The organism is Polaribacter aquimarinus, assembly GCF_003129485.1.
Lineage (GTDB): Bacteria > Bacteroidota > Bacteroidia > Flavobacteriales > Flavobacteriaceae > Polaribacter > Polaribacter aquimarinus.
In genome coordinates, this window is record NZ_QFFG01000003.1 from 515,134 (window position 1) to 539,500 (window position 24,367).

General features: G+C 28.2%; 22 protein-coding genes and 1 tRNA gene. All 23 read right to left on the reverse strand.

Going from position 1 to position 24,367, the window contains the following annotated elements; genetic code table 11:
- Nucleotides 1-29: 29 nt before the first annotated feature.
- Nucleotides 30-2,405, reverse strand: a complete 2,376-nt coding sequence (locus DIS07_RS09580) for a GumC family protein (protein WP_109405011.1) — start codon at nucleotides 2,403-2,405, stop codon at nucleotides 30-32.
- 1 nt (nucleotide 2,406) lies between these two features.
- A complete protein-coding gene (locus tag DIS07_RS09585; protein ID WP_109405012.1) occupies nucleotides 2,407-3,174 on the reverse strand; it encodes a polysaccharide biosynthesis/export family protein in 768 nt (255 codons plus the stop codon).
- 272 nt (nucleotides 3,175-3,446) lie between these two features.
- Nucleotides 3,447-4,568 (reverse strand): DegT/DnrJ/EryC1/StrS family aminotransferase, encoded by a 1,122-nt coding sequence (locus tag DIS07_RS09590; protein ID WP_109405013.1) that lies wholly within the window; start codon nucleotides 4,566-4,568, stop codon nucleotides 3,447-3,449.
- The gene (locus DIS07_RS09595; protein WP_109405014.1) at nucleotides 4,558-5,124 is read right to left on the reverse strand and encodes a sugar transferase; all 567 of its coding nucleotides are present in this window, start codon (nucleotides 5,122-5,124) and stop codon (nucleotides 4,558-4,560) included. Before DIS07_RS09595 ends, DIS07_RS09590 begins: the two co-directional genes overlap by 11 nt.
- Before the next feature lie 7 nt (nucleotides 5,125-5,131).
- The gene (locus DIS07_RS09600) at nucleotides 5,132-6,271 is read right to left on the reverse strand and encodes a sugar transferase (RefSeq protein WP_109405015.1); all 1,140 of its coding nucleotides are present in this window, start codon (nucleotides 6,269-6,271) and stop codon (nucleotides 5,132-5,134) included.
- An 81-nt stretch (nucleotides 6,272-6,352) separates the two neighbouring features.
- Nucleotides 6,353-7,525: an N-acetyl sugar amidotransferase gene (locus DIS07_RS09605; RefSeq protein ID WP_109405068.1), complete on the reverse strand. Its 1,173-nt coding sequence runs from the start codon at nucleotides 7,523-7,525 to the stop codon at nucleotides 6,353-6,355.
- A 7-nt stretch (nucleotides 7,526-7,532) separates the two neighbouring features.
- Nucleotides 7,533-8,549 carry a DUF354 domain-containing protein gene (locus DIS07_RS09610; protein ID WP_109405016.1) on the reverse strand — a complete coding sequence of 339 codons (1,017 nt, stop codon included), beginning with the start codon at nucleotides 8,547-8,549 and terminating at the stop codon, nucleotides 7,533-7,535.
- Between the two features lie 2 nt (nucleotides 8,550-8,551).
- Nucleotides 8,552-9,703 (reverse strand): N-acetyl sugar amidotransferase, encoded by a 1,152-nt coding sequence (locus tag DIS07_RS09615; RefSeq protein WP_109405017.1) that lies wholly within the window; start codon nucleotides 9,701-9,703, stop codon nucleotides 8,552-8,554.
- 2 nt (nucleotides 9,704-9,705) lie between these two features.
- A complete protein-coding gene (locus DIS07_RS09620) occupies nucleotides 9,706-10,470 on the reverse strand; it encodes an AglZ/HisF2 family acetamidino modification protein (RefSeq protein WP_109405018.1) in 765 nt (254 codons plus the stop codon).
- A 5-nt stretch (nucleotides 10,471-10,475) separates the two neighbouring features.
- A complete protein-coding gene (gene hisH, locus DIS07_RS09625; protein ID WP_109405019.1) occupies nucleotides 10,476-11,087 on the reverse strand; it encodes an imidazole glycerol phosphate synthase subunit HisH in 612 nt (203 codons plus the stop codon).
- On the reverse strand, nucleotides 11,084-11,938 hold the full coding sequence (locus DIS07_RS09630) for a glycosyltransferase (protein WP_109405020.1): 855 nt from the start codon (nucleotides 11,936-11,938) through the stop codon (nucleotides 11,084-11,086). Before DIS07_RS09630 ends, hisH begins: the two co-directional genes overlap by 4 nt.
- The gene (locus tag DIS07_RS14990) at nucleotides 11,935-12,561 is read right to left on the reverse strand and encodes an O-antigen ligase family protein (RefSeq protein ID WP_146190723.1); all 627 of its coding nucleotides are present in this window, start codon (nucleotides 12,559-12,561) and stop codon (nucleotides 11,935-11,937) included. Before DIS07_RS14990 ends, DIS07_RS09630 begins: the two co-directional genes overlap by 4 nt.
- A 601-nt stretch (nucleotides 12,562-13,162) precedes the next feature.
- Nucleotides 13,163-14,419, reverse strand: coding sequence for an oligosaccharide flippase family protein (locus DIS07_RS09640; protein ID WP_109405022.1), 1,257 nt, complete (start codon nucleotides 14,417-14,419; stop codon nucleotides 13,163-13,165).
- Nucleotides 14,420-14,423: 4 nt separating this feature from the next.
- A complete protein-coding gene (locus DIS07_RS09645; protein ID WP_109405023.1) occupies nucleotides 14,424-15,389 on the reverse strand; it encodes a Gfo/Idh/MocA family protein in 966 nt (321 codons plus the stop codon).
- A gap of 159 nt (nucleotides 15,390-15,548) precedes the next feature.
- Nucleotides 15,549-16,634, reverse strand: coding sequence for a GDP-L-fucose synthase family protein (locus tag DIS07_RS09650; protein ID WP_109405024.1), 1,086 nt, complete (start codon nucleotides 16,632-16,634; stop codon nucleotides 15,549-15,551).
- A 14-nt stretch (nucleotides 16,635-16,648) separates the two neighbouring features.
- Nucleotides 16,649-17,764, reverse strand: a complete 1,116-nt coding sequence (gene gmd, locus DIS07_RS09655; protein ID WP_109405025.1) for a GDP-mannose 4,6-dehydratase — start codon at nucleotides 17,762-17,764, stop codon at nucleotides 16,649-16,651.
- A 75-nt stretch (nucleotides 17,765-17,839) separates the two neighbouring features.
- Nucleotides 17,840-18,421, reverse strand: a complete 582-nt coding sequence (locus DIS07_RS09660) for an acyltransferase (protein ID WP_109405026.1) — start codon at nucleotides 18,419-18,421, stop codon at nucleotides 17,840-17,842.
- On the reverse strand, nucleotides 18,411-19,745 hold the full coding sequence (locus DIS07_RS09665; protein ID WP_109405027.1) for a UDP-glucose dehydrogenase family protein: 1,335 nt from the start codon (nucleotides 19,743-19,745) through the stop codon (nucleotides 18,411-18,413). The genes DIS07_RS09660 and DIS07_RS09665 overlap by 11 nt, the downstream gene beginning before the upstream one ends.
- A 21-nt stretch (nucleotides 19,746-19,766) precedes the next feature.
- Nucleotides 19,767-21,050, reverse strand: a complete 1,284-nt coding sequence (locus DIS07_RS09670; RefSeq protein ID WP_109405028.1) for a nucleotide sugar dehydrogenase — start codon at nucleotides 21,048-21,050, stop codon at nucleotides 19,767-19,769.
- An 11-nt stretch (nucleotides 21,051-21,061) separates the two neighbouring features.
- Nucleotides 21,062-22,045, reverse strand: a complete 984-nt coding sequence (locus tag DIS07_RS09675) for an SDR family oxidoreductase (protein ID WP_109405029.1) — start codon at nucleotides 22,043-22,045, stop codon at nucleotides 21,062-21,064.
- Between the two features lie 123 nt (nucleotides 22,046-22,168).
- Nucleotides 22,169-22,246: transfer RNA gene (locus DIS07_RS09680), tRNA-Val, on the reverse strand.
- 66 nt (nucleotides 22,247-22,312) lie between these two features.
- The gene (locus DIS07_RS09685; protein ID WP_109405030.1) at nucleotides 22,313-23,521 is read right to left on the reverse strand and encodes a bifunctional folylpolyglutamate synthase/dihydrofolate synthase; all 1,209 of its coding nucleotides are present in this window, start codon (nucleotides 23,519-23,521) and stop codon (nucleotides 22,313-22,315) included.
- Between the two features lie 17 nt (nucleotides 23,522-23,538).
- Nucleotides 23,539-24,366 (reverse strand): energy transducer TonB, encoded by an 828-nt coding sequence (locus DIS07_RS09690; protein WP_109405031.1) that lies wholly within the window; start codon nucleotides 24,364-24,366, stop codon nucleotides 23,539-23,541.
- Nucleotide 24,367 lies beyond the last annotated feature (1 nt).

The following is a 24,367-nucleotide window of genomic DNA, read 5'->3' on the forward strand; positions in this document are numbered from 1 at the left end:
TCGCACTTTTAAAATATAATAATTATATTCTAGAATACTCTTCTATACCAGGGCTTCTTCTTTTCTTCACTTAAATAACCATAACCATAACCATAACCATAACCATAACCATAACCATAACCTTTTTTAATGTCTGTATCATTTAAAACAACGGCCATATTTGGTAATTTCTTTTCATTATATAGCATTTGTGGTACCGCTAACATTCTTTTATCTATATAATTAGCTCTTGCAACATATATAAACATATCAGCATATTTGGCTACTAAAAGAGTATCAGTAACTAAATTTACAGGAGCTGTGTCTACCACTATGTAATCATAATCTCCCCTAACCTCTTCAAATAAATTCTCAATTTTTTTTGTTAACAATAATTCTGCAGGATTGGGAGGAATGACTCCAGAAGCAATTATGTCTAATCCTTTAATTTCTGATATTGAAAATTTTATATCTTCTAAAGTCAATTTGTTATCGGTAATATAGTTAGTAATTCCTTTTCTTTCAGAAATACCAAGATATTCTGTAACTTTAGGAGCTCTTAAATCCATACCAATTAATAATACTTTTTTACCAGATAAAGATAATGCTGCTGATAAGTTAATTGAAATAAAAGACTTTCCTTCACCACTTGTTGTAGAAGTTACAAAAATCGTTTTCCCCTTAGATTTACTATCAACATTGTTATTTAAAACAAAATCTAAATTAGTTCTAATTAACCTAAAAGCTTCAGCTGTACTTGACCTAGCATCTTTACCAATTATTACTTTATCATTAGTTTCCGAATGAGGGACATCACCCATAAAAGGAAGGGTTGTCAAATCTTCAATATCTTTTCTTGAGTAAATTTTTGTATCAAGTAAGCTTTTTATATAGATAATAACAAAAGGAGTTAATATACCCAACAATAGAGCACCAAGTAAAATAACTTTCTTTTTTGGTGAAACTGGTAAACTATTACCATAAGCTCTATCAATAATTTTAGCGTTTGGTACAGTAACAGCTATAGAAATTGCAGTTTCTTCTTTTTTCTTTAGTAAATATGTATAAAGCCCCTCTATAATTTCTTGTTGTCTAGCAATATCAATATAGCCTCTCTCATTTACAGGAAAAGAAGATACTTTGTAATTAATCTTTGCCTCTTCTTTTCTCAACTCTTCTATTTGTAATTTAACGGATTTTTCAAAGTTTTTTAAAGAGGTTTTCAAATTAGATTTTAAAATTAATATGTTCGAACTTAATTCAGTGACTAAAGGATTACTTTTTCCTGCTGAAGATAAGAGTTTTTTTCTTCTAAGAATTGATTCGTTAAAAGTAAGTATTAATTGATTAACAGACTGATTTTCTAATCCTAAATTAGATGGCAAAATATCTTTTAGTTCGGAATTATTAACTTGATTATATACTGATTTAATAATTCTTAACTGGGTATTAGCTTGTATAATTTGTTTATTGTTCTTATTTAAAGTTTCAAAAACTAATTCAGCTTCCTTACTGAGACCTGTAAACTTTTTATTAACTTTAAAATCTTTAACTTCATCTTGTATATTTGAAAGTTCTTTTCCAATTTCAACTAATCTTTCATTAATAAACTTTAAAGTTTTTTCAGACACTTGACTTTTATCTTCAATTGCGTCTTTATTATATTGAATTGACAACTCATTTAGAACATCTTCCGCTTTTAATTTAACCCTATCTATAATATTTATATTTAAAACACTTGCGTTTTTTGCAATAGGAGCTATAGTTATTCTCTTTCTATATATATCTACAGTATTATCTAATGTCTTTAATACAACATTAATTCTAGTATAATTAAAATTATTACTTTTTTTAATTATTTTAAAATCACCTATTTTTGATTCAATTTTACTATTAAAATCGTGGACTCCTAAACTTGCATTATCTTCATTAAAAAGTTCATATTTTTTTTCTGATAAAATATTTACCTGAAAAGAGGTATCCTTAACTGAATTTAACAATTTGTCCTTTTCCTCAAAAACCAATTCTATCGGTGTATTTTTATATAGTTCATTATTTCTAATTCTACCAATAGATATATAAAACACATTTAAATTTAATTTTTTTATAACCTCTGAGATAATTCTTCTTGACCTTAAAACTTCAATCTCATTGTCCACATTTTTATTGTTACTTCCTAGTACACTTAACTCTTTGAAAGCAGCTAATTCTTCAGACATCCCCCCTCTTCTATCATTCTTAATCATTATAGTTGAAGAAGCACTGTAAAGTAGATTTGATTGTTTGATATAAAACAACCCTATAATTATAGCAATTACAATACTTAAAACAAACCATTTCCAATGTCTTAGATATTTTAAGATTTCATCTTTAATATTAAAAGAATCATTTTCTTTAAATTGATTATTTAAATTTTCTTTTTCCATTTTACTTAACTATTATAGATACTAAAGCAATAAATATTGAAGCTATTGATACAAAAAGTCCTGTATTAGGGTTAAAAACAGCATATTGAGATTTTGCATAATTTGGTTTAACATAAATTAAATCATTTTGCTGAAGATAATAAACTGGAGAATTGTAAATTTTTTTTGATAATAAATCAACCTCATATATTTTCTTCTCACCGTTTTCTTCTCTCGTCACTAGTATTTTCCTATCTCCAGTTAACTCTAAATCTCCTGCTAATCCTAATGCCTCTAATATTGTCAATCTTTCATTTTTTATATTATAAGTTCCTGGTCTTTTGACATCCCCTAAAACAGTAACTTTAAAATTAGTTATCATTATGTTTATTGTCGGTTTTTTTATGTAATTAGGTGACAATTTATTTTTTAGATTAGAAATTAATTCCTCTCTTGTCAAATTAGCTACTTTAATTTTCCCTAAAACAGGAAAATCAATTTCACCATTACTATCAACTAAATAAGTTTGAAAAACTGGTTGACCGACTGGAGAGTTGGTTACACTTTCAGTTGTTATAACTGGAAGGTTAAAAGGAATTGCCGATTCTAAATCTTTTGAAGTTACTATAATTTGTAACAAATCATCAGCCTTAAAAATTGTTTTATAATCATTATTAACTAAATTTTGGTCTATTTCATCATTTTGGAAGTAAATTACTCTTTTAGGTGAAATACAAGACGAAAAAATAGCTATAAGCATTGTTAAAATGGCTATTTTTTTATTTATCATAACTTTCTATAATTTTGTGCGAAAATACTATATTAAGTTTAATTATTAGTAATATTTGTATGTTAAATATTTTAGATTATCATTAAGGTAAGGAATTTTAGAGTGATAAAACATGAAGATATATTACCAAATAAAAATAATTATTAATAACCGGTATTCAGGTTATTTGATAGATTATATTATTCAAATGTTAATAATTTGTAATACATAAAAATTCTTTAATTAAACAATAGAATTAGCTATTGCTATTTTCATAATAAGAAATATTATTTTTATTTAAATAAATTAAAAACTTTTTCGATTCTTAAAAAATCTTTTTCTGTTAGACTAGAACTAGATGGAAGACATAATCCTTTTCTAAACAAAACTTCCGCTACTCTATCCCCAAAAAAAAGATACTTTTTAAGGTAACTCTGCATATGTAATGGATACCATAAAGTTCTCACATCAATATTATTCTCTGTAAAAGCATTAAGAAAATCAATATTTGAAAACTTTGAATTATTAACAACAATACAATTAAGCCAAAAATTAGAAACTATTTTTTCATCAAATTCTTCTTTTAACGCCACTCCACCAACACTGGACATAATCGATTTATATCTAATATGGTTTAATCTTCTTTGTTTTATTTTTTCTTTCAAAGATTTTAACTGCTCTAAACCTAAAGCTGCTAAAACATTACTCATTCTGTAATTATATCCAATTTCATTATACTGAAAATGCCCTATTCCTTTAGCTTGGGTAGCTAAGTGTATTGCTTTTGCCTTATCTTTTGTATTATTACAAATTAAAACTCCTCCAGCTGAAGTTGTGATAATTTTATTGCCGTTAAATGAAAAAATTGAATATTTACCAAAAGTTCCGCACATTTTATTTTTATAAAAGGCCCCTAAAGCTTCTGCTGAATCTTCAATAATAGGGATATTATATTTTTTAGAAATTTCTAATAATTCATCCCATTTTGCTGGCATACCATATGAATCAACAACAATAATAGCTTTTGGTTTTTTATTGACTTTTAATCTATTTTGAATAGCTTTTTCTAAATATACCGGACACATATTCCACGTATCCTTTTCACTATCAATAAATATAGGAATAGCACCACAATATAAGATAGGATTTACAGTTGCACAAAAAGTGAAAGTTTGACAAATTACTTCATCACCTATACCAACATTTAAAAGTTTTAAAGCAAGATGTATAGCAGAAGTACCAGAATTTAAAGCAACTACTTTCAAATCATTCCCAAGAATATTTTCAATTGATTTTTCGAACTCATCAATATTGGGACCTGTAGTACTAATCCAATTAGAATTAAATGTTTCTTTTAAAAAATCTAAATTAGTAGTATTAAAATGCGGTTTAGAAAGCCATATTTTAGATGACATTTTTTAGAGTTTTAAAAATAATTTTTATATCGTTAAAAATATGGTAATTATTAATATAATCTCTATTAATCTTATTCTTTTTTGGTTGAATAACTGTTAAATTATATTCAATAGAATTCTCTACTTCACTTAAAATATCTTCTTCATTAAAAAAAAATAATGATGCAGGGCCTGTTATACCGGGCTTAATAGATAATATTATATCATCAATTTCTATAGTCTGAAAAATCACCTCTTTCAAATCTGGCCTTGGGCCAACGAAACTCATATTACCTAAAAAAACATTAAAAATTTGAGGCAATTCGTCTAACTTTGACTTTCTAAAAAATTTTGAAATTTTAGTAGTCTTTTTATCCTTTTTTAAAGTTTTGATTTTAAATATAGTAAACTCCTTACCATATTTACCTATTCTTTTTTGACAGAATAAGCCAAAAACCCTAAGGTCTATAGTAGCTATAGTTATTAAAACAAATAATGGAAATAAAAGGATTGGGATTAAAATCAGTGACAATAAGAAGTCAAAAAACCTTTTAACAACTTTTTGATACTTTGTCATAGAATAATTAATTGCTTCTCGCTCCTTTAAAAAGAACATTTTTAAACGACATATATATGTATCTTAAATCTGTTTTTAAGGGTGACTTTGAATAAGCTTCTAAATATTTTTTCTCTGATGCCATTATTTCTTCCATAGTTTTAGGAAGATCAGCATAAAAAGGTGGAATAAATCCAGGTTTAAACTGGGTTCTTAAATCTTGTAAGTTTTCATCATAAAGACTAAAAAAGTGTGCACTTAAAGGTCTAACTCCTACTAATTTCATATCACCTTTAAGAATATTTATAATCATAGGAATTTCATCAATCCAAAATTTTCTAAAAATCCTACCTTCTGGAGAAATTCTAAAATCATCTTTAATTTTCCCGCCTTCTTGTAATTTGTTCTGATTATAGACATATTCTTGAAGGTATTCTGAAAAAGGATGCATGGTTCTCAATTTATATACATTAAATTTCTTCTTACCTTTTCCAACTCTCTTTAACCTAATAATTGGTCCATAAGTCGGGTCTGTATCATAGACAGGATCTTTAACTTTTTTAGCTACAAAGTATAGAGTATTATCAATAGTTTTTTCATCTAAAATCTCAAACCCGCAAGAATATAACCTTCCGTAAGTTTCAGCCCTAGAAATAACTCTACCCTTACCTTTTGTTAGATAAAAATATATTTTCTTTGTAATTTTAAGTTTTGGAAAAACTCGTGTAAAAAGGGTGTCAAAAAAGTAAACAAACCAATTAATAACTATAGGGAATTTTTCCATTATTGCTTGTTTTCTATCTGGATAAGTCTCTACACATCCGAAAAAAACTCCAGAATTTGGCAACTTTTTATTAACTGCTTCAAAAAATTTATTAACATATCTTACATCGTTTATTTTTTTTAAATTAACAATTCCAGAGATGCTATTCTCTTTTAAACTATCTATATTAAAACGTGTAGAAGTAGCTGTTATAAAAGTTTCTTCTTGAGAGATATTGAGGTATTTTTCAATATAATTAATAACTAAAATGTTATTACTTACTTCTTTTAAAATTAGTTCTTTTACAGCTTTTTCATTTGAGCATGATTTTAAAGCGTTCAAAAAAATCAACTCACTTAAATCTTTTTCTTTTTTTTCTTTTTCAATAGTATTAGTTTCTTCCATAACAATTTTAATTAAACTAATTACTAGGGGTAATTAATAAAACAAATATAAATATTTTTTCTAAATAGTTAAAAAAGGGGATTACTTTTTATTATAAGCCGACCAATATTCTTGTATTTTTTTTGTGTGGTTAATACCATATTTCAAATACACTATAGGTGGAAATAAATGTAGTTTGCATGCAATTTTAATAGGGTATCTAAAAAATTGAATCAAAGAAAAATATGTATTATAATCAACAAATGACTTTACTTTAGAATTCATTATTAACTTAAATTCTTCTTCAGAAATCCCCAGTTTTTTTATCACATAATCAACAATCCCTTTCTCAACCGGATAATTTACTTTTAACTCAGATAAGGCTTCTTGTCTTGTTAAAATTCCAGATCTTATTTTTGCAGAAAGCTCTCTTTTTCTCTTATCAATATTAAACTTCTCTGGCAAATAATAAGATTGAAAGAACTTAGTATAAATAGATTCATGATGATGTCCTCCAGGATCTTGCCACCCTAACTCTCTTTTTATCAGTTCTTGAGCTTTAGGTTTACTATAATCCAAGTACTCAAGTGGTCTAACAGTTTTAATTTTCTTAATAAATGTATAGTTTAAAAGTTTAAATAAAGAAATTATTGGAAAACTTTTAATTCTTTTACTTCCGAATTTTCTTTGAACATTTTTAATATATCTTGCATCCAAATAAGTCCATCCAATAGGTGTTGTACCTTCTGCTCTAAAAGAGTGCCCTTCAATTATATATTTTACTTTTTCTTTCTTTGCTAAATTATATAAAACAGAAAATATTACAAAATCTGTAGGCACTTCTGCATCTGGTGTAGAGGCTTTTAAAAAAGAAATTTGCAAATCTTTAAACTCTTCCCAGTTAGCAACATGAGTATATAAATCTACCCCTAATTTATTTGTCGCGTTCTTAATGTTTTTAACAGCTATATCAGAATTCCAACCATTGTCAAAATGAACTGCTAAAGGTTTTAACTTAAGAATTTTCACAACATAATACAGTAAATAAGTACTATCTGTACCTCCACTTACTCCAACAATACAGTCATATTTATTACTTCTTGATTTTATTTTTATCTTCTGAGAGAGTTGGTTCATAATTTCTTCCCCCTCTTTACCTAATGGATATATATCGATTAACTCTTGATGAATTTTACAATAATTACAAACTCCTTTTTCGTCATATATAATTTCTGGCACGGTATTATCTAAGACACATTTAGCACATATTTTCATATTAAATTTATTTTTTTTCAATTAAATTAATGAGATAAGAAGTCATATCTTCTTTATCCTCTATGAATTCATCTCTCTTTTCTCTCCACATGTTACTATTTTCATCTAGAATCTTATCTATAAGATCAAATATCTCATTTTCAAATTTCCTAAAACTAAATAGTAAACCTGAATTTTCCTGATCTTTTAGAGTACCTGCATTAATGGAGTTTATATAAATAGCTGGTGTTCCTAACATTACTGACTCAGATGCAGTTGTTGCTCCTTCTCCAATATATAATTGCGAATAATATAAAATATCATGTATCTTATTTGGTGGAAATCTAACAGCGTAACTATCATATTTTGTTGGTAATTTTTCTTCAGTAGATAGAATAATTTTTAACCCTTTTTTTTCACATGAATCTATTAACTGATCTAATTTTTTTTCAGGTATACCAGATTGATTATAATCATGAGTTGCACCCCAAGCTACCATTCTTATAAAAATGAATTTTTCTCCTATTTTAAGGTTTAAGTAGGATAAAACAGTTTCATCAGGTTTAAAATAATTTGGATGTAAATAAAATAACTCCATAAAAGCATTAAACTTTTGATGTTTAACCCCTAAATTTTTATAGAAAGACTTAGGCGTTAAAATTACATCAGCATACTTCTTATATATCATTTGTTCAAATTTACCTACTTCTGTGTCATCAAAAACTATCGACTTCATTTTAACAAACTTAGAAGCCAAAAAAGGATATGGTGAAGACATTGAAATATAAAAGTCAGGCTTAAATTTAAGGCTTAAAAAAAGAATTCTAAAATTTGTTAGGAACAAGTAGTATATTTTACCAATAAAGCTTTTATATCCTCTTCCCCTATTATAATAATCAATACCATAACTATTCAATAAATCTATAGCTACATCTATATCTCTTACAATAATTTTTATTTGAGCTCCTTTTGACTTCATAGCCCAATAAAAATGCTTAAAATAATGAACATTTGCTGGATGACCAACTTCTATTATAATTTTCATGATTATTTCCTTTCTTCTAATTGTATAAAAAAAGATGGTAATTGAGGCATAACTCTAACTAAAATTGGTTTTACAAATTTTGCAATTCTTAAAACCAAACCATAGCTCGAAGGATAATCTAAAAAAGATTTATTTTCTTTTTTTATACATAGTTCAAATTCTTGTTCTGTAAAACCTAATTTTTTTATTAGGTAGTTTTTCATATCGTCAATTTCACCAATATTATAAGGCTTTTTCTTTAATTGATTTATTGCATCTTCTCTGCTAATAATATTACTCATGACTTGTGCAGATAACGTAATAATTCTTTTATCAATATTAAACTTCTCATACAACCAAAAAGAGATTGCAAATTTTGTAAATATATTTTCATAATGATGTCCTCCATAATACTCCCAATCATATTTTTCTATCAGCATTTTTTTTGCATCTTCTTTATTATAATCTATAAAAAAGAAAGGGTAAATCATTTTTATTTTACTTATATAAGTAAGATACAAATGACTAAAAAAAGAAATATTAGGGTATGTTTTTAATTTTTTGTCTCCAAAGTTTTTTTGTATAAATTTGACTTGCTTTGAATCTCCATATGTCCATTCTCTAGGTTGAGTCCCTTCTGACCTAAAATCCTGACCTATAAGAATATACTTAATTCCTTCTCTTTTTGCCGTTTTGTATAATATAGATTTTATCGCGTGATCTGTAGGAAAATCTATCCAGGGCAAACTAGCTTTTATATAAGATTTTAAAATATCCTTCATTTCCTCATAATCAACTACATAAGTTTCTAAATCAATATCTAATTTTGAAGTGACTTTTTTAATGTTCTTAACTGCAATATCTGATGACCAACCATTATCTAAATTAACAGCTAGTGGATTTAATCCATTTTCTTTTGCTAAGTGTAATAAATAAGAACTATCTGTACCACCACTAACACCAATTATACAATCATACTTTTTATTTCCTTTAGATTTCTTTATTTCTTTTAAAAACTCTAACCAATCTTGTTTTCCCTTTTCTCCACGTGGATATTGATACTTATATTTTTCAAACATTCTACAGTAGTTTGAAACCCCATCTTTATCAAAAGTAACACCAGGAACTGTAGTATCCCAGACTCCTTTTGAACATATTTTGTAATTCTTTTTCATATTTAATTAGCAAAAACTTTATTTAACTCGTTTTTTTCTGGATAGTTTATTAATATACCTCTTCTTGGTCCATGATAAACAAAAACACTACCAGCTGATACAGCACTAGCAAATGATTTTTGTGTTGCCTCTTTGAAATGCCCTAGGTTTCCAGCACCACCACAAGCAATTACAGGAATATCAACTACTTCTGAAATAGTTTTTATTAATTCTAAATCATAACCTTGCATCAAACCATCATTATCAATAGAATTTATAATAATTTCCCCTGCACCTTTACTTTCTATCATTTTAACATAATCAATCAATTGCGTTTTAATCTTTTTTTTACCAGATTTGATGTATACAACGTATTTTCCAAAAAAATTCTTTTTAACATCCACAGAAGCTATTACACTTTGACTACCAAATTTTAAAGCAACGTCCGATATAATATTCATATTTGAGTGTAAAACACTATTAAGAACAACTTTTTCAGCTCCTGCTTTCAATATCTCTTCAACATCTTTTAATGTTTTAATTCCACCACCTACTGCAAATGGCATAAAAGCCTCATCTCCTATCTCTTTTACTAAATCAAGAGAGATAGTTCTTTTTTCTTTTGAGGCAGTAATATCTAAAAAAACTAATTCATCTGCTTCTAAATCATTAAAGATTTTAACCGCATTAATTGGATCTCCTATATAACGGCTTTTGTTAAACTTAACAGTCTTAACAAGTCCTTTATTTTTTAATAATAATACAGGAATTACTCTTGGTCTATACATAAGAATTAAAGGTTTGAAAAATTTTTAAACATTTGAATACCTACTGAAAAACTTTTCTCCGGATGAAATTGAACTCCAAAAATATTTTCTCTTCTAAAAGAAGAATGAAATTTAACACCGTATTCAGATTCTGTCATAATATCATCATTGTTATTGCAGTAAACACAGTAAGTATGCACAAAATAATATTGACTATTATTTTCTATTTTATTTAATAAATTATTATTATTTATAATGTTTACACTATTCCAACCAATGTGTGGTACTTTGAATTTTTTTGTTTCATCTTTCTCAAACCTTATAGTTTTGGCATCAATCCATCCAATTCCATCAGAGTTAGATTCTTCACTAAATTTTGTCATTAGCTGCATTCCTAAGCAAATTCCTAAAATAGGCGTTTTTTGAACTAAAACCTTTTCATTCAAAACATCTAGAATACCAGTAGTTTTTAAGTTGTTCATTCCTTTTCCAAAATGACCTACTCCAGGTAAAACTAATTTTTGGGAATTTTTAATAACTTTAAGATCGCTTGAAATTCTGACATTAATGTTTGATCTTTCAAAAGATTTTTGAACTGATCTCAAATTACCTAAACCATAATCTACTATTGTAATCATTTTGAAAAAACTGTTTTAAATATTCTATTTAAATGAAACTTATTTGTAAAGATAGATAGTTCTTTACTAATAACTCTAGGTTCTTTACTAAAAAAACTTGAAAAGTATCCTTTCAAAAAATAAATACCAGATAAATAAGGTGATTTTATACTTTTGGCTACAAACCTAATCAGAGTAAGTAAAAAGTTATCTCTTGTTTTATAAGCTTCGTAGCCATGTTTAAAATTCTGAATTTTAAAATTATAAGCCCCACTAGTTGGTCTAAAATGAATTACTTTTAAGTCTAAAACTGATGTCTTCCACCCTAATCTCATTGCTTCCATTTCATCTAAACCATCCCAATTCCAAACTTCTGAAAAACCTCCTATTTCATTAAAACATTTCTTTCTAACAGCTTTAAAAGCACCTCTAACATGATAATTATTATGTGATTCTAATACAAAAGAATTATTAATTTTATTAAGAATGAGCCCACCACAAAGACCTATTTTTGAATCTTTTTTAAATTCATCAATTATTGCTTCAAAATAATTATTTGGCAGTTTTAAATCTCCATCTAATTTTACAATAAAGTCATAATTATGATTTTTAATGGACTCAAAACCTTTATAAAAAGCCCTTACCACTTTAGAGCCACCAGCCCTTTCTTCTGAATGTGTTTTATTTTCAACAACACTAATCCAATTATATTTAAGTGAATATTCTCTAAGTATATCTAACGTACCATCAGTAGAACCATCATCAACTACAACCCATAAACTAGGTTTAACACTTTGTAAAATTACAGAATCTAAGGTTTGTCTTAAAAACTTCTCCTCATTTTTAATTGGAGAAACAATTACATAATTCATAATAACTTATTATTTTTTTCAAAAGGAATTAAAAAAACAAAATACATAGACATCCAAAAAGGGTGCGATATTAAATTAGATGCAAAAAAACAAATTAAAGTTGATAACATCAAAATAAATCTTCCTTTCATTTTTTTAGATTTAAGAAGTTTATCATAAAAACTCCAGTAGGTATATAAAAAAAACATCAAGCCAATACTTCCAAAAGTAGTAAAAATATCAGATAACCCATTGACTCTTACTAGTTTTACCCATCGATGTTGGGTTCTTTCTGATCGTTGCATACCATACCCTATAATGGGTTTTTTTTTAAAATCTTCAAAATCCACTATAAAAGAACCTACCCTTCCAAGAGAAAAAGCTTCCCTGTCGTCTCTTTCAGTATAAAGCACATCTTCATAACCTCCTTTAGTCTCAAACTCATATAAAATTTTATCTGTAATAAACTCTTGCTGAAGAACTATTGCAAAAAGAGCTAATATAAACGGAATTATTATCAACTTATCTCTAAATTTAGTATTTGAAAATATAAATATAGAATAACATATAAAAACCATTAAATAACCAGTAGTTGAAAAAGTAGTAATTAGAGCTATGGTTAGAATCAACAATTTCTTATTCATTAATTTAAATTCATTTCTAACCAAATTAATCAAAATAGCTAAAGCTAGAAAATTAGCAAAACCTTTAGGTTCCCAAGCAAATCCCGAGTTTCTTAGCTCCCCCCCCCTAGTTTGAATAGAAAAAATAAACATACTGTAATGGTCATCATTATTATAAGCAAAAAAAGAAATATTTTTTTGTAAAAAAGAAACCAAATAAAGTGTTTGTTCGTAAAAAAGTATTTGAAGAATAAAAAAGGGAATACTAATTAAGGCTCCTTTATATACTATATCTTCAAAGTAAGTAAAAAATTTAACTCCAATTACTTTTACACTTAAATAAGCGTATAAAAATTTTATATAAATATATGATGAAAGAAAAAAGTCTATAGATCCAAATTGAACAAGATAGATAAAAAGAATAAAAAAATAAATAAGTGTAAATCGATAAAAAAATAAATCTATTTTTAATTTTCTATTATTAAAATGAAAAAAAACGTACAGTAAAAAAACAACAGTAGTAATAGGACTTAAAGCTAAGTATGTCACCTCAATGCTCTTAAATATTAAGAGCAACATTACTATATAATTTACTTGACTATTTTTTTTAGCTAATCTTATACTATTTTGAAGCATCATAAATAAGTTTCAGATATACTAAATACATTAAAGAATAAGCTATACTAAAGCCAAGAATTGCATAATCAGCCGAGTTCAAATAATACCCTAAATATAAACCAATAGATGTAAAGATAAGTAGACAAACTTGCCAATATAAATCATATTGCTGTCTTCCTTTGATAAAAAGAGTGTAAGAAAGAGGGCTAACAGAGAACTGAAAGCAAAACATAATAAGTAAATATCGTGAGTACTGACCAGATACTTCCCATTGACTACCAAAAAAAAATGAAAAAATCCAAGGAGCTGTATAATACAAAACAAGAGTAGGTATTAAGGATGTTAAAAATAACATCTTAAATGTTTTCATAAATACCTCCTTACAATTTCCCTTTTCGTTATATTCTTCCGCTGCTTTTTGCTTATAAACCTCTTTTGTTGTGTTGGAAATTAATTTTATAGGTAAACCTAAAACACGCTGAGATAAAGAATAATAACCGACTACTGCATTCCCAAAAAATAAATTAAGTAAAATAACAGGGTTTTGGCTAGCGTAGGTATTTATCAAATCTCCTGGTAAAAGGAATTTTGGAAACTTATCATAAGCTTTTAATAATCCAAGAGCTTCTTTCTTTCTATAAACAAAAGGTATATGACTTTTTCTAAGTCTAACAAACAAAAATACAGTCTCAAATAATTGAGCTACTATATTTGCTATCAAGAACACCATCACGTCACCATAAAATATACCACCAGCTATCAATATAATATTTAGTACTAAAGATTTTAAAATACTTCCATAAGTTATTCTTTTAAACTCTTTGTTTCTAATCAACCAAGCCCTAAACACAAAAAATAGACTATTTAAAATCACCATAATCGGCAAATATATTAACCAACTTTCGATATCTGAATTATTTAGGTAAGAGCTTATGTTTTTTTGATAGGGGTAAATCAAAAAATAAAGAAAAAAAGAAAATATTAATACAATTATAGATGTGTAAAACATTAGCTTATATCCATCTATATTTAATTTTGGCAATATTATAGAATGTTCATATCTACCTGTTGAAACAACTGACAATATATTGGTCAAAGACATAAACAAAGCTATCAATCCAAAATCTTCAGGCGTAAATATCCTAGTTAAAAAAAATGACCCCACTACCATAATAATTTGGGATAAAAAAACCCCACTCATCATGGTCAGAATATTTTTTAAATATTCGCCTTTTAATTTTTCAAAAAAAAAACTCTTCATTTTCCTATTTGAATGGATGCTTAGCTATTTTTTTTTGAGCGAAAGGGTGATACTCTCCTATTAGACCTATTGGTTTAGAATTTCTAATTTGATGAACAATTTCGATAGCCTGTCTTGCATCTTCTAGTCCATAACCTCTACCTTCAATAATGCCTTCATAAACTCTAGTATGTAAATCAGTAAATCCCCCACTAAACTCTAACTCTTCACCTTCAATCGTAATTGATCTATATGTTCTTTGCCCTTTATTTTTAATTTCATCAGGTAATACATCATAATTTATTGACAAAAACCAACGAACTCTAGCTCTTTCAAACTCTAAATAACCTGAAGCTCTATCATGTGTTTGAACGTGCACTACATTTTCTTTTACTTTGCCAAAAATCCAAGAAAGCATGTCATAAAAATGTACTCCTATATTAGTCGCAATTCCTCCAGATTTACTATGATCTCCTTTCCATGAAGTATAATACCAATTACCTCTTGAAGTTAAATATGTTAAGTCAACATCAAAAATTTTATCCTTAGGAGCAGCTTCAATTTTCTTCTTTAAATCTATTATACTCTGATGAACCCTTAATTGCAATATATTGAATACTCTTTGCCCAGATTCTTTTTCCATTCTTTGGAGTGCATCCAAATTCCATGGATTTAATACTAAAGGTTTTTCACAAATTGCGTCAGCTCCTCTTCTTAAAGCCATTCTAATATGTGAATCATGTAAGTAATTGGGAGTACAAATACTAACATAATCTAAATTAACACCTTTATCATACTTTAACTTCTCTAAGTGCCTATCAAAACGTTCTGTTTCCACAAAAAAATCTGCTTCAGGAAAATAACTATCCATAATTCCAACACTATCAAATGTATCTAAAGCCGCTAATAAATTATTGTTTGTATCTTTAATTGCTTTTAAATGCCTTGGTGCTATATATCCTGAAGCTCCAACAAGCGCAAAGTTTTTCATAACTATTTATATATTTAAAATTATTTTATAAAATACATGCAAATGTAGTTTTTTTTGATTACAAAGTCTAATATTATAAATCATAATTTAATCTAAAGCCACAACTTATAAACACTTTAATTCTTTAAAATTACCAACATATAACTCTTTTTTCTCAAACTATTTTTTTTTTAGATACCAATTATAAAGTGCACTAACGCCTTCTTTAATCCCCATTCGATAAACCCATCCTAAAGAGGACAACTTAGAAACATCAGTTAGCTTCTTAATTGTTCCGTCTGGTTTTTCTATATTAAAATAAAAACCACCTTTAAAACCAATTTCTTTTTTAATTAAATAGGCTAAATCTTTAATTGATATATCGACCCCTGTACCTATATTTATATGAGAATTTCTAATTTCTTTTATATCTTCAATACAATCTTTAAAATCTCTGTTTTCCATTATAAAAACACTTGCATCTGCCATATCTTCACTCCAAAGAAACTCTCTCATTGGTTTACCACTACCCCATATTTCAATAGAAATCTTATTATCTATTTTTTTTATTCCATGTTTATTTAAAACTAATAGAATCTTTTCTTTGGAAGCATTTCCATCGGTTTTTTCAATTGGTAAGTGATATAAGTCTTTTCTAATAGCATCCCAATTATCATTTTCTAAAGATTTACCAAGATGAATTTTACGAACTAAAGCAGGTAATACATGAGATTTCTCTAAATCAAAATTATCATTTGGACCATATAAATTAGTTGGCATTACTGAAATAAAATTCGAATCATACTGAATATTGTAACTTTCACACATTTTAATCCCAGCTATTTTAGCTATAGCATAGGGTTCATTTGTATATTCTAAAACGTCAGTTAACAAATAATCTTCAAGCATTGGTTGAGGTGCATTCTTAGGATATATACAAGTACTTCCTAAAAATAATAATTTTTTAACTCCATTTTTATAACTCTGATGAATTACATTATTTTGAATCATTAAATTATCATAAATAAAATCGGCTCTATATACATTATTAGCAACTATTCCACCTACTTTAGCTGCTGCTAAAAAAACATACTCAGGTTTTTCTTTTTTAAAAAAAGACGCGACTTGTAAAGTATCAGTTAAATCTAATTCATCATGTGTTTTAAAAACTAAATTATGATAACCTTTAGATTTTAAGTTTTTTAAAATGGCACTTCCAACTAAGCCTCTGTGGCCTGCTATGTAAATTTTAGAATCTTTATTCATTTTATACCTGAATATTATTCAAAATAATTAAGAGTTTGATAACCTCCATCTTTTAAATACTGATCTTTTTTCATTAATTTTAAATCACTTCTCATCATATCTTCAACTAATTCTGGAAGAGATATTTTAGGCACCCAACCCAATTTATTTTTAGCTTTTGAAGGATCTCCAATTAAAAGTTCTACTTCAGTAGGTCTAAAATATTTTGAATCTACAGCTAAAACTTCTTTTCCTATTTTAATTTGATATTCAGGATTATTACATTTTAACACGTAAGCTTTTTCATCAATTCCTTTTCCTTTAAACTCAAGCACAATTCCTACTTTTTCAAAACTCATTCTAACAAAGTCTCTAACTGTAGTAGTTTTTCCTGTAGCTATAACCCAATCTTCTGCTTGATCTGCTTGTAAAATCATCCACATCATACGCACATAATCTTTTGCGTGTCCCCAATCTCTCTTTGCGTCAAGGTTTCCTAAGTACAATTTATCTTGAAGGCCTAATGCTATTCTAGATGTTGCTCTTGTAATCTTTCTAGTTACAAATGTTTCCCCTCTCAAAGGAGATTCATGGTTAAATAAAATACCATTACAAGCATATATGCCGTAGGCTTCTCTGTAATTAACTGTTATCCAATAAGCATACATTTTAGCAACCGCATATGGACTTCTAGGATAAAAAGGTGTAGTTTCTGTTTGTGGTACTTCTTGGACTTTTCCATAAAGTTCTGATGTTGAAGCTTGATATATTCTAGTCTTCTTCTCTAAACCTAAAAGCCTAACAGCATCTAAAATTCTTAATGTTCCCAAACCATCAGCATTACCTGTATACTCAGGGGTTTCAAAAGATACATGAACATGACTCATAGCTGCTAAATTGTAGATTTCATCTGGCTGAATTTCTTGTATCAACCTAATAAGATTAGTACTATCTGTCATGTCACCATAATGCAGAAAGAAGTTTCTATCTTCAATATGTGGATCTTGATATAGATGATCAATCCTATCTGTATTAAATAATGAAGACCTTCTTTTTAAACCATGTACTGAGTATTTTTTTTTTAATAAAAATTCACTTAAATATGCTCCATCTTGTCCAGTTACTCCTGTAATTAAGGCTACTTTTTTCATATTTTTTAATGTTTAGTTGTTTTTATTAAAACCATATGGCCACTCATTATTAAAGCATACATTTTGTAAGGGTATTTATTTGACTCTAAGTACTTTTTCATTTTCAACTCTATACTTCTGACCACTTTCTTTACAGGTTGCTAAATTATCTTCACTAAAAATTAATCTATGTCCATATTCACTAACCCAACCTATTTGTTTTGATGGATTACCTACAACCAAAGCATAATCAGGTATTTCTTTAGTTACAACTGAACCCGCACCTATAAAAGAAAATTTCCCAATATTGTTACCACAAACAATTGTAGCATTTGCCCCAATACTTGCTCCTTTTTTCACAATAGTCTTCATATATTCTTCCTTTCTATTAACAGCGCTCCTAGGGTTAATAACATTCGTAAAAACCATTGAAGGTCCAAGAAAAACATCGTCTTCACAAATCACTCCTGTATATATAGAAACGTTGTTTTGAACTTTTACATTATTCCCCAAAACTACTTGAGGGGAAACAACAACATTTTGACCTATATTGCATTTTTCTCCAATTGTACAATTAGACATAATATGTGAAAAATGCCATATTTTAGTACCATTTCCTATTTCACAATTATCATCTATTACTGCTGTTTCATGAGCAAAATAATTATTATCTTCCATATTTATTTTTTCCTATTTGGTAATATTCAAAATCCTTTTTATTTAAATCAAATGCATTGTATTGATTTCTTCCATCAAAAATTATAGGCAACCTCATCTTACTCTTTAGTTCAGAAAAATCTGGAGACCTAAACTCTTTCCATTCTGTAAGAAGAATTAAAGCATCTATATTCTCTATTATTTGATATTTATTTTCTCCGTAAAAAAGGTCTAATTTACTAAAATATTTTTCTTTAGCGTTTTTCATTGATTTAGGATCATAAACCCGAACCTTAGCTCCTCGCTTACACAGTTGATTAACGATGAAAATGGAAGGAGATTTCCTCATGTCATCAGTTTCTGGCTTAAATGACAAACCCCATATCCCAAAAGTAAAATTTGACAAATCTTCACCAAATCTACTTAGCAATTTCTTCAAAAAAAGTTTTTTTTGTCCTTCATTAACTTCATCAACAGAAGCTAACAATTTAGGTTCATAATTATGCTTTAAGCTTAATTTTATAAGAGCCGAAATATCTTTTGGAAAACAAGTTCCTCCATAACCAATTCCTGGATAAATAAAATTATAACCTATTCTTGAATCAGAACCAACACCAACCCTAACTTGATTAACATCAGCACCTACCAACTCACATATATTTGCTATCTCATTTATAAAAGAAATTTTAGTAGCCAACATTGCATTAGCAGCATATTTAGTCATTTCAGCTGACTTGACATCCATTCTTATAAATCGATCTCTAGTTCTAAAAAAAGGACTATATAACTCTTTCATCAATTGAAAAGCGTCTTCTGAATCTACACCAATAACAATTCTATCGGGCTTCATAAAATCACTGATAGCATCCCCCTCTTTTAAAAATTCAGGGTTAGAAATAACCTCGAAAGCTAATGATAAATTTCTTTGAATTAATTCTTTACTAATTATTCCTTGGATAAGATTACAAGTTCCTACTGGTGCAGTAGACTTATTTACTATGAGAGTTTTCTTTGTTATACTTCTACCTATTTCCTTTGCAACTTCTCTTACTTGAATTAAATCAGCCGCCCCATTATCAAGTGTAGGTGTACCAACTGCAATAAAAATTATATCTGAATGTTTAACAGAATCTTTAATTGATGTTGAAAAAAAAAGATTTTTATTTTTCTGATTCCTTTGAATCAAACCCTCTAAACCAGGTTCATATATAGGAACAATTCCTTGATTTAATTGACGTATTTTTTCTTTATTTTTATCTACACAAGTGACTGAATTGCCCATTTCAGAAAAACAAGTACCAGACACTAACCCAACATAACCAGTTCCTATTACAGAAATTATCACCTAAAAAAAATTAGAATATTATTATAAACCTCTATCTCTTTGATTTTCAGGAAGACTATTCTTAACATCATAAACTACCGAATTATCTTTCTTCAAAGAGTTTAAATCTAGATCTTTAAATTCATTGTGTGCTACAGTTAATACTATTGCATCAAATTTATTTGATGGTAGCTCCTTGTTAGAAGTAATTCCATATTCATGCATTACTTCTTCTTCATTTGCCCATGGATCATGAACTGTAACATTTATATTAAACTCTTGTAATGCTTTCACAACATCAATAACCCTTGTATTTCTTACATCTGGACAGTTTTCTTTAAATGTAAAACCTAAAATCAATAATTCTGCATTCTTAATTCTAATATCATGACTTATCATTAACTTAACAACTTCAGATGCCACATATGCGCCCATACCATCATTTACTCTTCTACCAGCTAAAATAATTTCAGGATTATAGCCTAATTCTTGTGCTTTTTGAGCTAAATAATACGGATCTACTCCAATACAGTGCCCACCAACTAAACCTGGCTTAAAAGGCAAGAAATTCCATTTAGTCCCTGCAGCAGCTAAAACATCATGAGTATTGACATCCATTAGACTAAAAATTTTGGCTAATTCGTTAACAAAAGCTATATTAATATCCCTTTGAGAATTCTCAATAACTTTTGCTGCTTCAGCAACTTTTATAGTTGGTGCTAAATGAGTACCAGCTACAATAACCGACTTATATAAATCGTTAACTTTCTCTCCAATTTCTGGTGTAGAGCCAGAAGTAACTTTTAATATTTTCTCGACTGTATGCTCTTTGTCTCCAGGGTTTATTCTTTCTGGAGAATAACCTGCATAAAAATCTTTATTGAAAACTAAACCAGATGATTTTTCTAAAACTGGTATACATTCATCTTCTGTAGCACCAGGATAAACTGTAGATTCATAAATAACTATATCACCAGTTCCTAAAACACTACCAACTGCTTCACTTGCCTTAACAAGTGGAGTTAAGACAGGTCTATTGTTTTTATCAACTGGGGTAGGAACTGTAATTACATAATAGTTACAATCTTTAATATCATCTAAAGAAGTAGAACAAAACAATCCGTTCTCATTAGATGGAGAATCTTTTAAAACAGATTTTAAAACTTCATTTTCCACTTCTAAAGTAGAATCTACACCTGTCATCAATTCAGCGACTCTTTCTTTATTTATATCAAATCCAACAACTGAATATTTTGTTGCAAATAATCTTGCTAAAGGTAATCCAACATAACCTAATCCTAAAATTGCTATTTTTGGTTTATTCATTTTCTTTTTTTTTAAGAGTTTTCCTTATACCATTTTATAGCTTTTTTTAAGCCTTCTTGAAATGTGTACTTGGGGGTGTAATTTAATATTTTTTTTGCTTTATTTATGTCTGCATAGGAATGTGTAATATCTCCTACCCTGAATTCTTGATGTTTGATTTCAATATTTTTGATATTTTGATTAAATTCTGAGAGGAATTCTTTTAAATATTCTACCAAATCTAACAAGGTACTTCTACCACCAGCGGCTATATTGAAAACCTCATCAATTGCTTCTTTATTTGAAGTTGTAATACACAGTAAGTTAGCATATACAACATTATCTATATAAGTAAAATCCCTTGTTGTTTTTCCATCACCATATATAATAGGAGACTCACCCTTCAATAATTTATCAATAAACTTTGGTATAACAGCAGAATATTCTCCTTTAGGGTCTTGTCTTTTTCCAAATACATTAAAATACCTTAACCCAATTGTTTCGATACCATAATTATGAGCAAAAACACTGGCATATAATTCATTAACGTGTTTAGTAACCGCATAAGGAGACATTGGCCTACCGATCAAATCTTCTTTTTTTGGTAGCACTTTGCTATCTCCATAAACTGAAGAACTTGTGGCGTAAACAAATCTTTTGACTTTATTTTCTTTAGAAGCTACCATCATATTAACAAACCCTGATGCATTAACGTCATTAGTAACTCTGGGTTTTTTTATAGATCTAGGAACAGAACCCAAGGCAGCTTGATGTAGAACAAAATCCATTTCTTCAGTTGCCTTCATACAATCATCAATCCTTCTAATATCTCCTTCTATTAATTTAAAATTTGATTTATCCAAAAAAGATGACACATTTTCTCTTTTTCCAGTAGAGAAATTATCCAAACAAGTTACATTACATTTTAATTCTATTAAGGCCTCACAAAGATTAGAGCCAATAAAACCTGCACCTCCTGTTACTAATACATTCTTTCCCGATAAACTTATATCCATTTATATAGAAACTAAATATTCTTTTTCAAGTTGCGAAAGTACAAAAAAAAAAATTACAAAATGAAACAAAAACTTTATGCTTTTTTAAACAAAAAAACCTTCACAATAAGTGAAGGTTTTTTTTGGTGGGCGCGAAGGGATTCGAACCCCTGACCCCTTGGGTGTAAACCAAGTGCTCTGAACCAACTGAGCTACGCGCCCTTGCGTGATTGCGGATGCAAATATATAATACATTTTAATTTTACCAAAAGAAAAAATGATTTTATTTTAAATTATTTCTGCAACTACAAATGTACTCCCTCCAACATATATGATATCTTCTTGATTTGCATCATTTAAGGCTTTTTTATACGCCTTATCCACTGATGAATATTTTCTTCCTATCAAATTAAAACAAGATGCTTTTTCATGTAAATCATCTTCTGAAAGTCCTCTTGGAATATTAGGTTTACAAAAATAATATTGAGCATCCAAAGGAAACAAAGACAAAACATCTTCTAACTTTTTATCAGAAACCACACCAAAAACAATGTGTAATTTATTACAATACTCTTCTTTAAGCTGATTAAGAACAATACTCAAACCTTCTTTATTGTGTGCAGTATCACAAATTACTTTAGGGTTTTCTTGTAAAATTTGCCACCTTCCTTTCAAGTTTGTATTTTTAACAACATTTCTTAATCCTTGTTGAATATGTTTTTCTGAAATTTTAAATCGATGCAATTTTTTTGCTGCTAAAGCAGCAGTTTTAGCATTCTTTAATTGATAATCGCCCAATAAATCTGTTTTATATTCTCTAACTTCATCAGAAGCATAAAATAATTCAGAAAACGTTTCCTGACTTTTTCTAGAAAAAACTTTCAAAACCTCTGACTGCCTTTCTCCGATAACTACTGAAGTATTATTTTTAATAATTCCAGCCTTTTCTGATGCAATTTCCGGAAGAGTTTCTCCTAAAATATCAGTATGATCCAACCCTATATTTGTAATTATAGAAAGCTCAGGTGTTATAATATTTGTAGAATCTAATCTACCTCCCAAACCAACTTCAATCACAGCAACATCTACTTTCTCTCTCGCAAAATAATCGAATGCCATTCCTACAGTCATTTCAAAAAAAGAGAGTTTTTGTCTTTCTAAAAATTTTTTATGTTTTTTTACAAATGCTGATACTTTTCTTTTGGGAATTTCATCACCATTAATTCGAATTCTTTCTGTAAAACTCTTTAAATGAGGAGAAGTATACAGGCCTACTTTATAGCCAGCTTCTTGAAGTATTGATGCCAACATATGACTTGTTGACCCTTTACCATTAGTACCCCCAACATGAACGGATTTAAACTTTTGTTCAGGATTACCCAATTCTTTTGACAATGCAATTATATTAGTCAAATCTTTTTTGAATGCAGTCTTACCTTGTCTTTGATACATTGGCAATTGCGCAAACATCCAATCTAATGTTTGTTGATAATTCATCCAGCAAAAATACGTGATTATTTAGATAGAGAAAATTTATAAATGATAGTTCCTGTTTGCTTAGACGGTGCTTTTGCATCTATATTCCATCTCGTTTTTAAAGCTGCAGCTTTCGCAGGCTTTAACAAACAAGCTGCCGAATTTGTAGTTCCTTTAACACCAGGTAATGCATAAATTACTTTACCAGATTTATCTACTTGAATTCGCACAACAACCACCCCTTCTTCTTGGCAATCTGGTTGTTCCTTAGGTTTAGACAAAGCTTTTCTTCCTGCTAGATTATAATTCCCTCCTGAACCATTTCCATTATTCCCATAATACTTGTTTGCATTTACATCACCTTTTTCTTTCCCTTTTAAACCTAATTTCTCATCATCACCTTCACCTTTTGGTTTACCATCTGAAGAATTTCCATTTAACAAACTATTCAATGCATCTTGATTTTCTTTAGATGGCTTTGGTTTAGACTTCTCTTTGGTTATTTCTTTTTTAATTTCCTTTTCTACTGGTTTCTTTAACTCTATTTTCTTTTCTACAACAGGAACATCTTTTGACACATCATCAGTAATGATCTCTTCTTTAATAATTTCTTTTGAAACTTCTTTAACCTCATCTTTAACAACCTCTTGTTTTTCAATAGACTTTTGGGTTGATACTTTTTTTGTTTTTACAACAGACTCTCCACTACCAAAAGTAGAATTCCCAAAATTAATTGCCAAACCATACTCTTCTGGCGGATCTATATACTGTAAACCATAATTTAAAATACCGTAGAGGAGCAGCATCAATATTATTACAGTGATTATTGTTGAGTTACGTTTATGTTTAGTATCTAATACAGACATT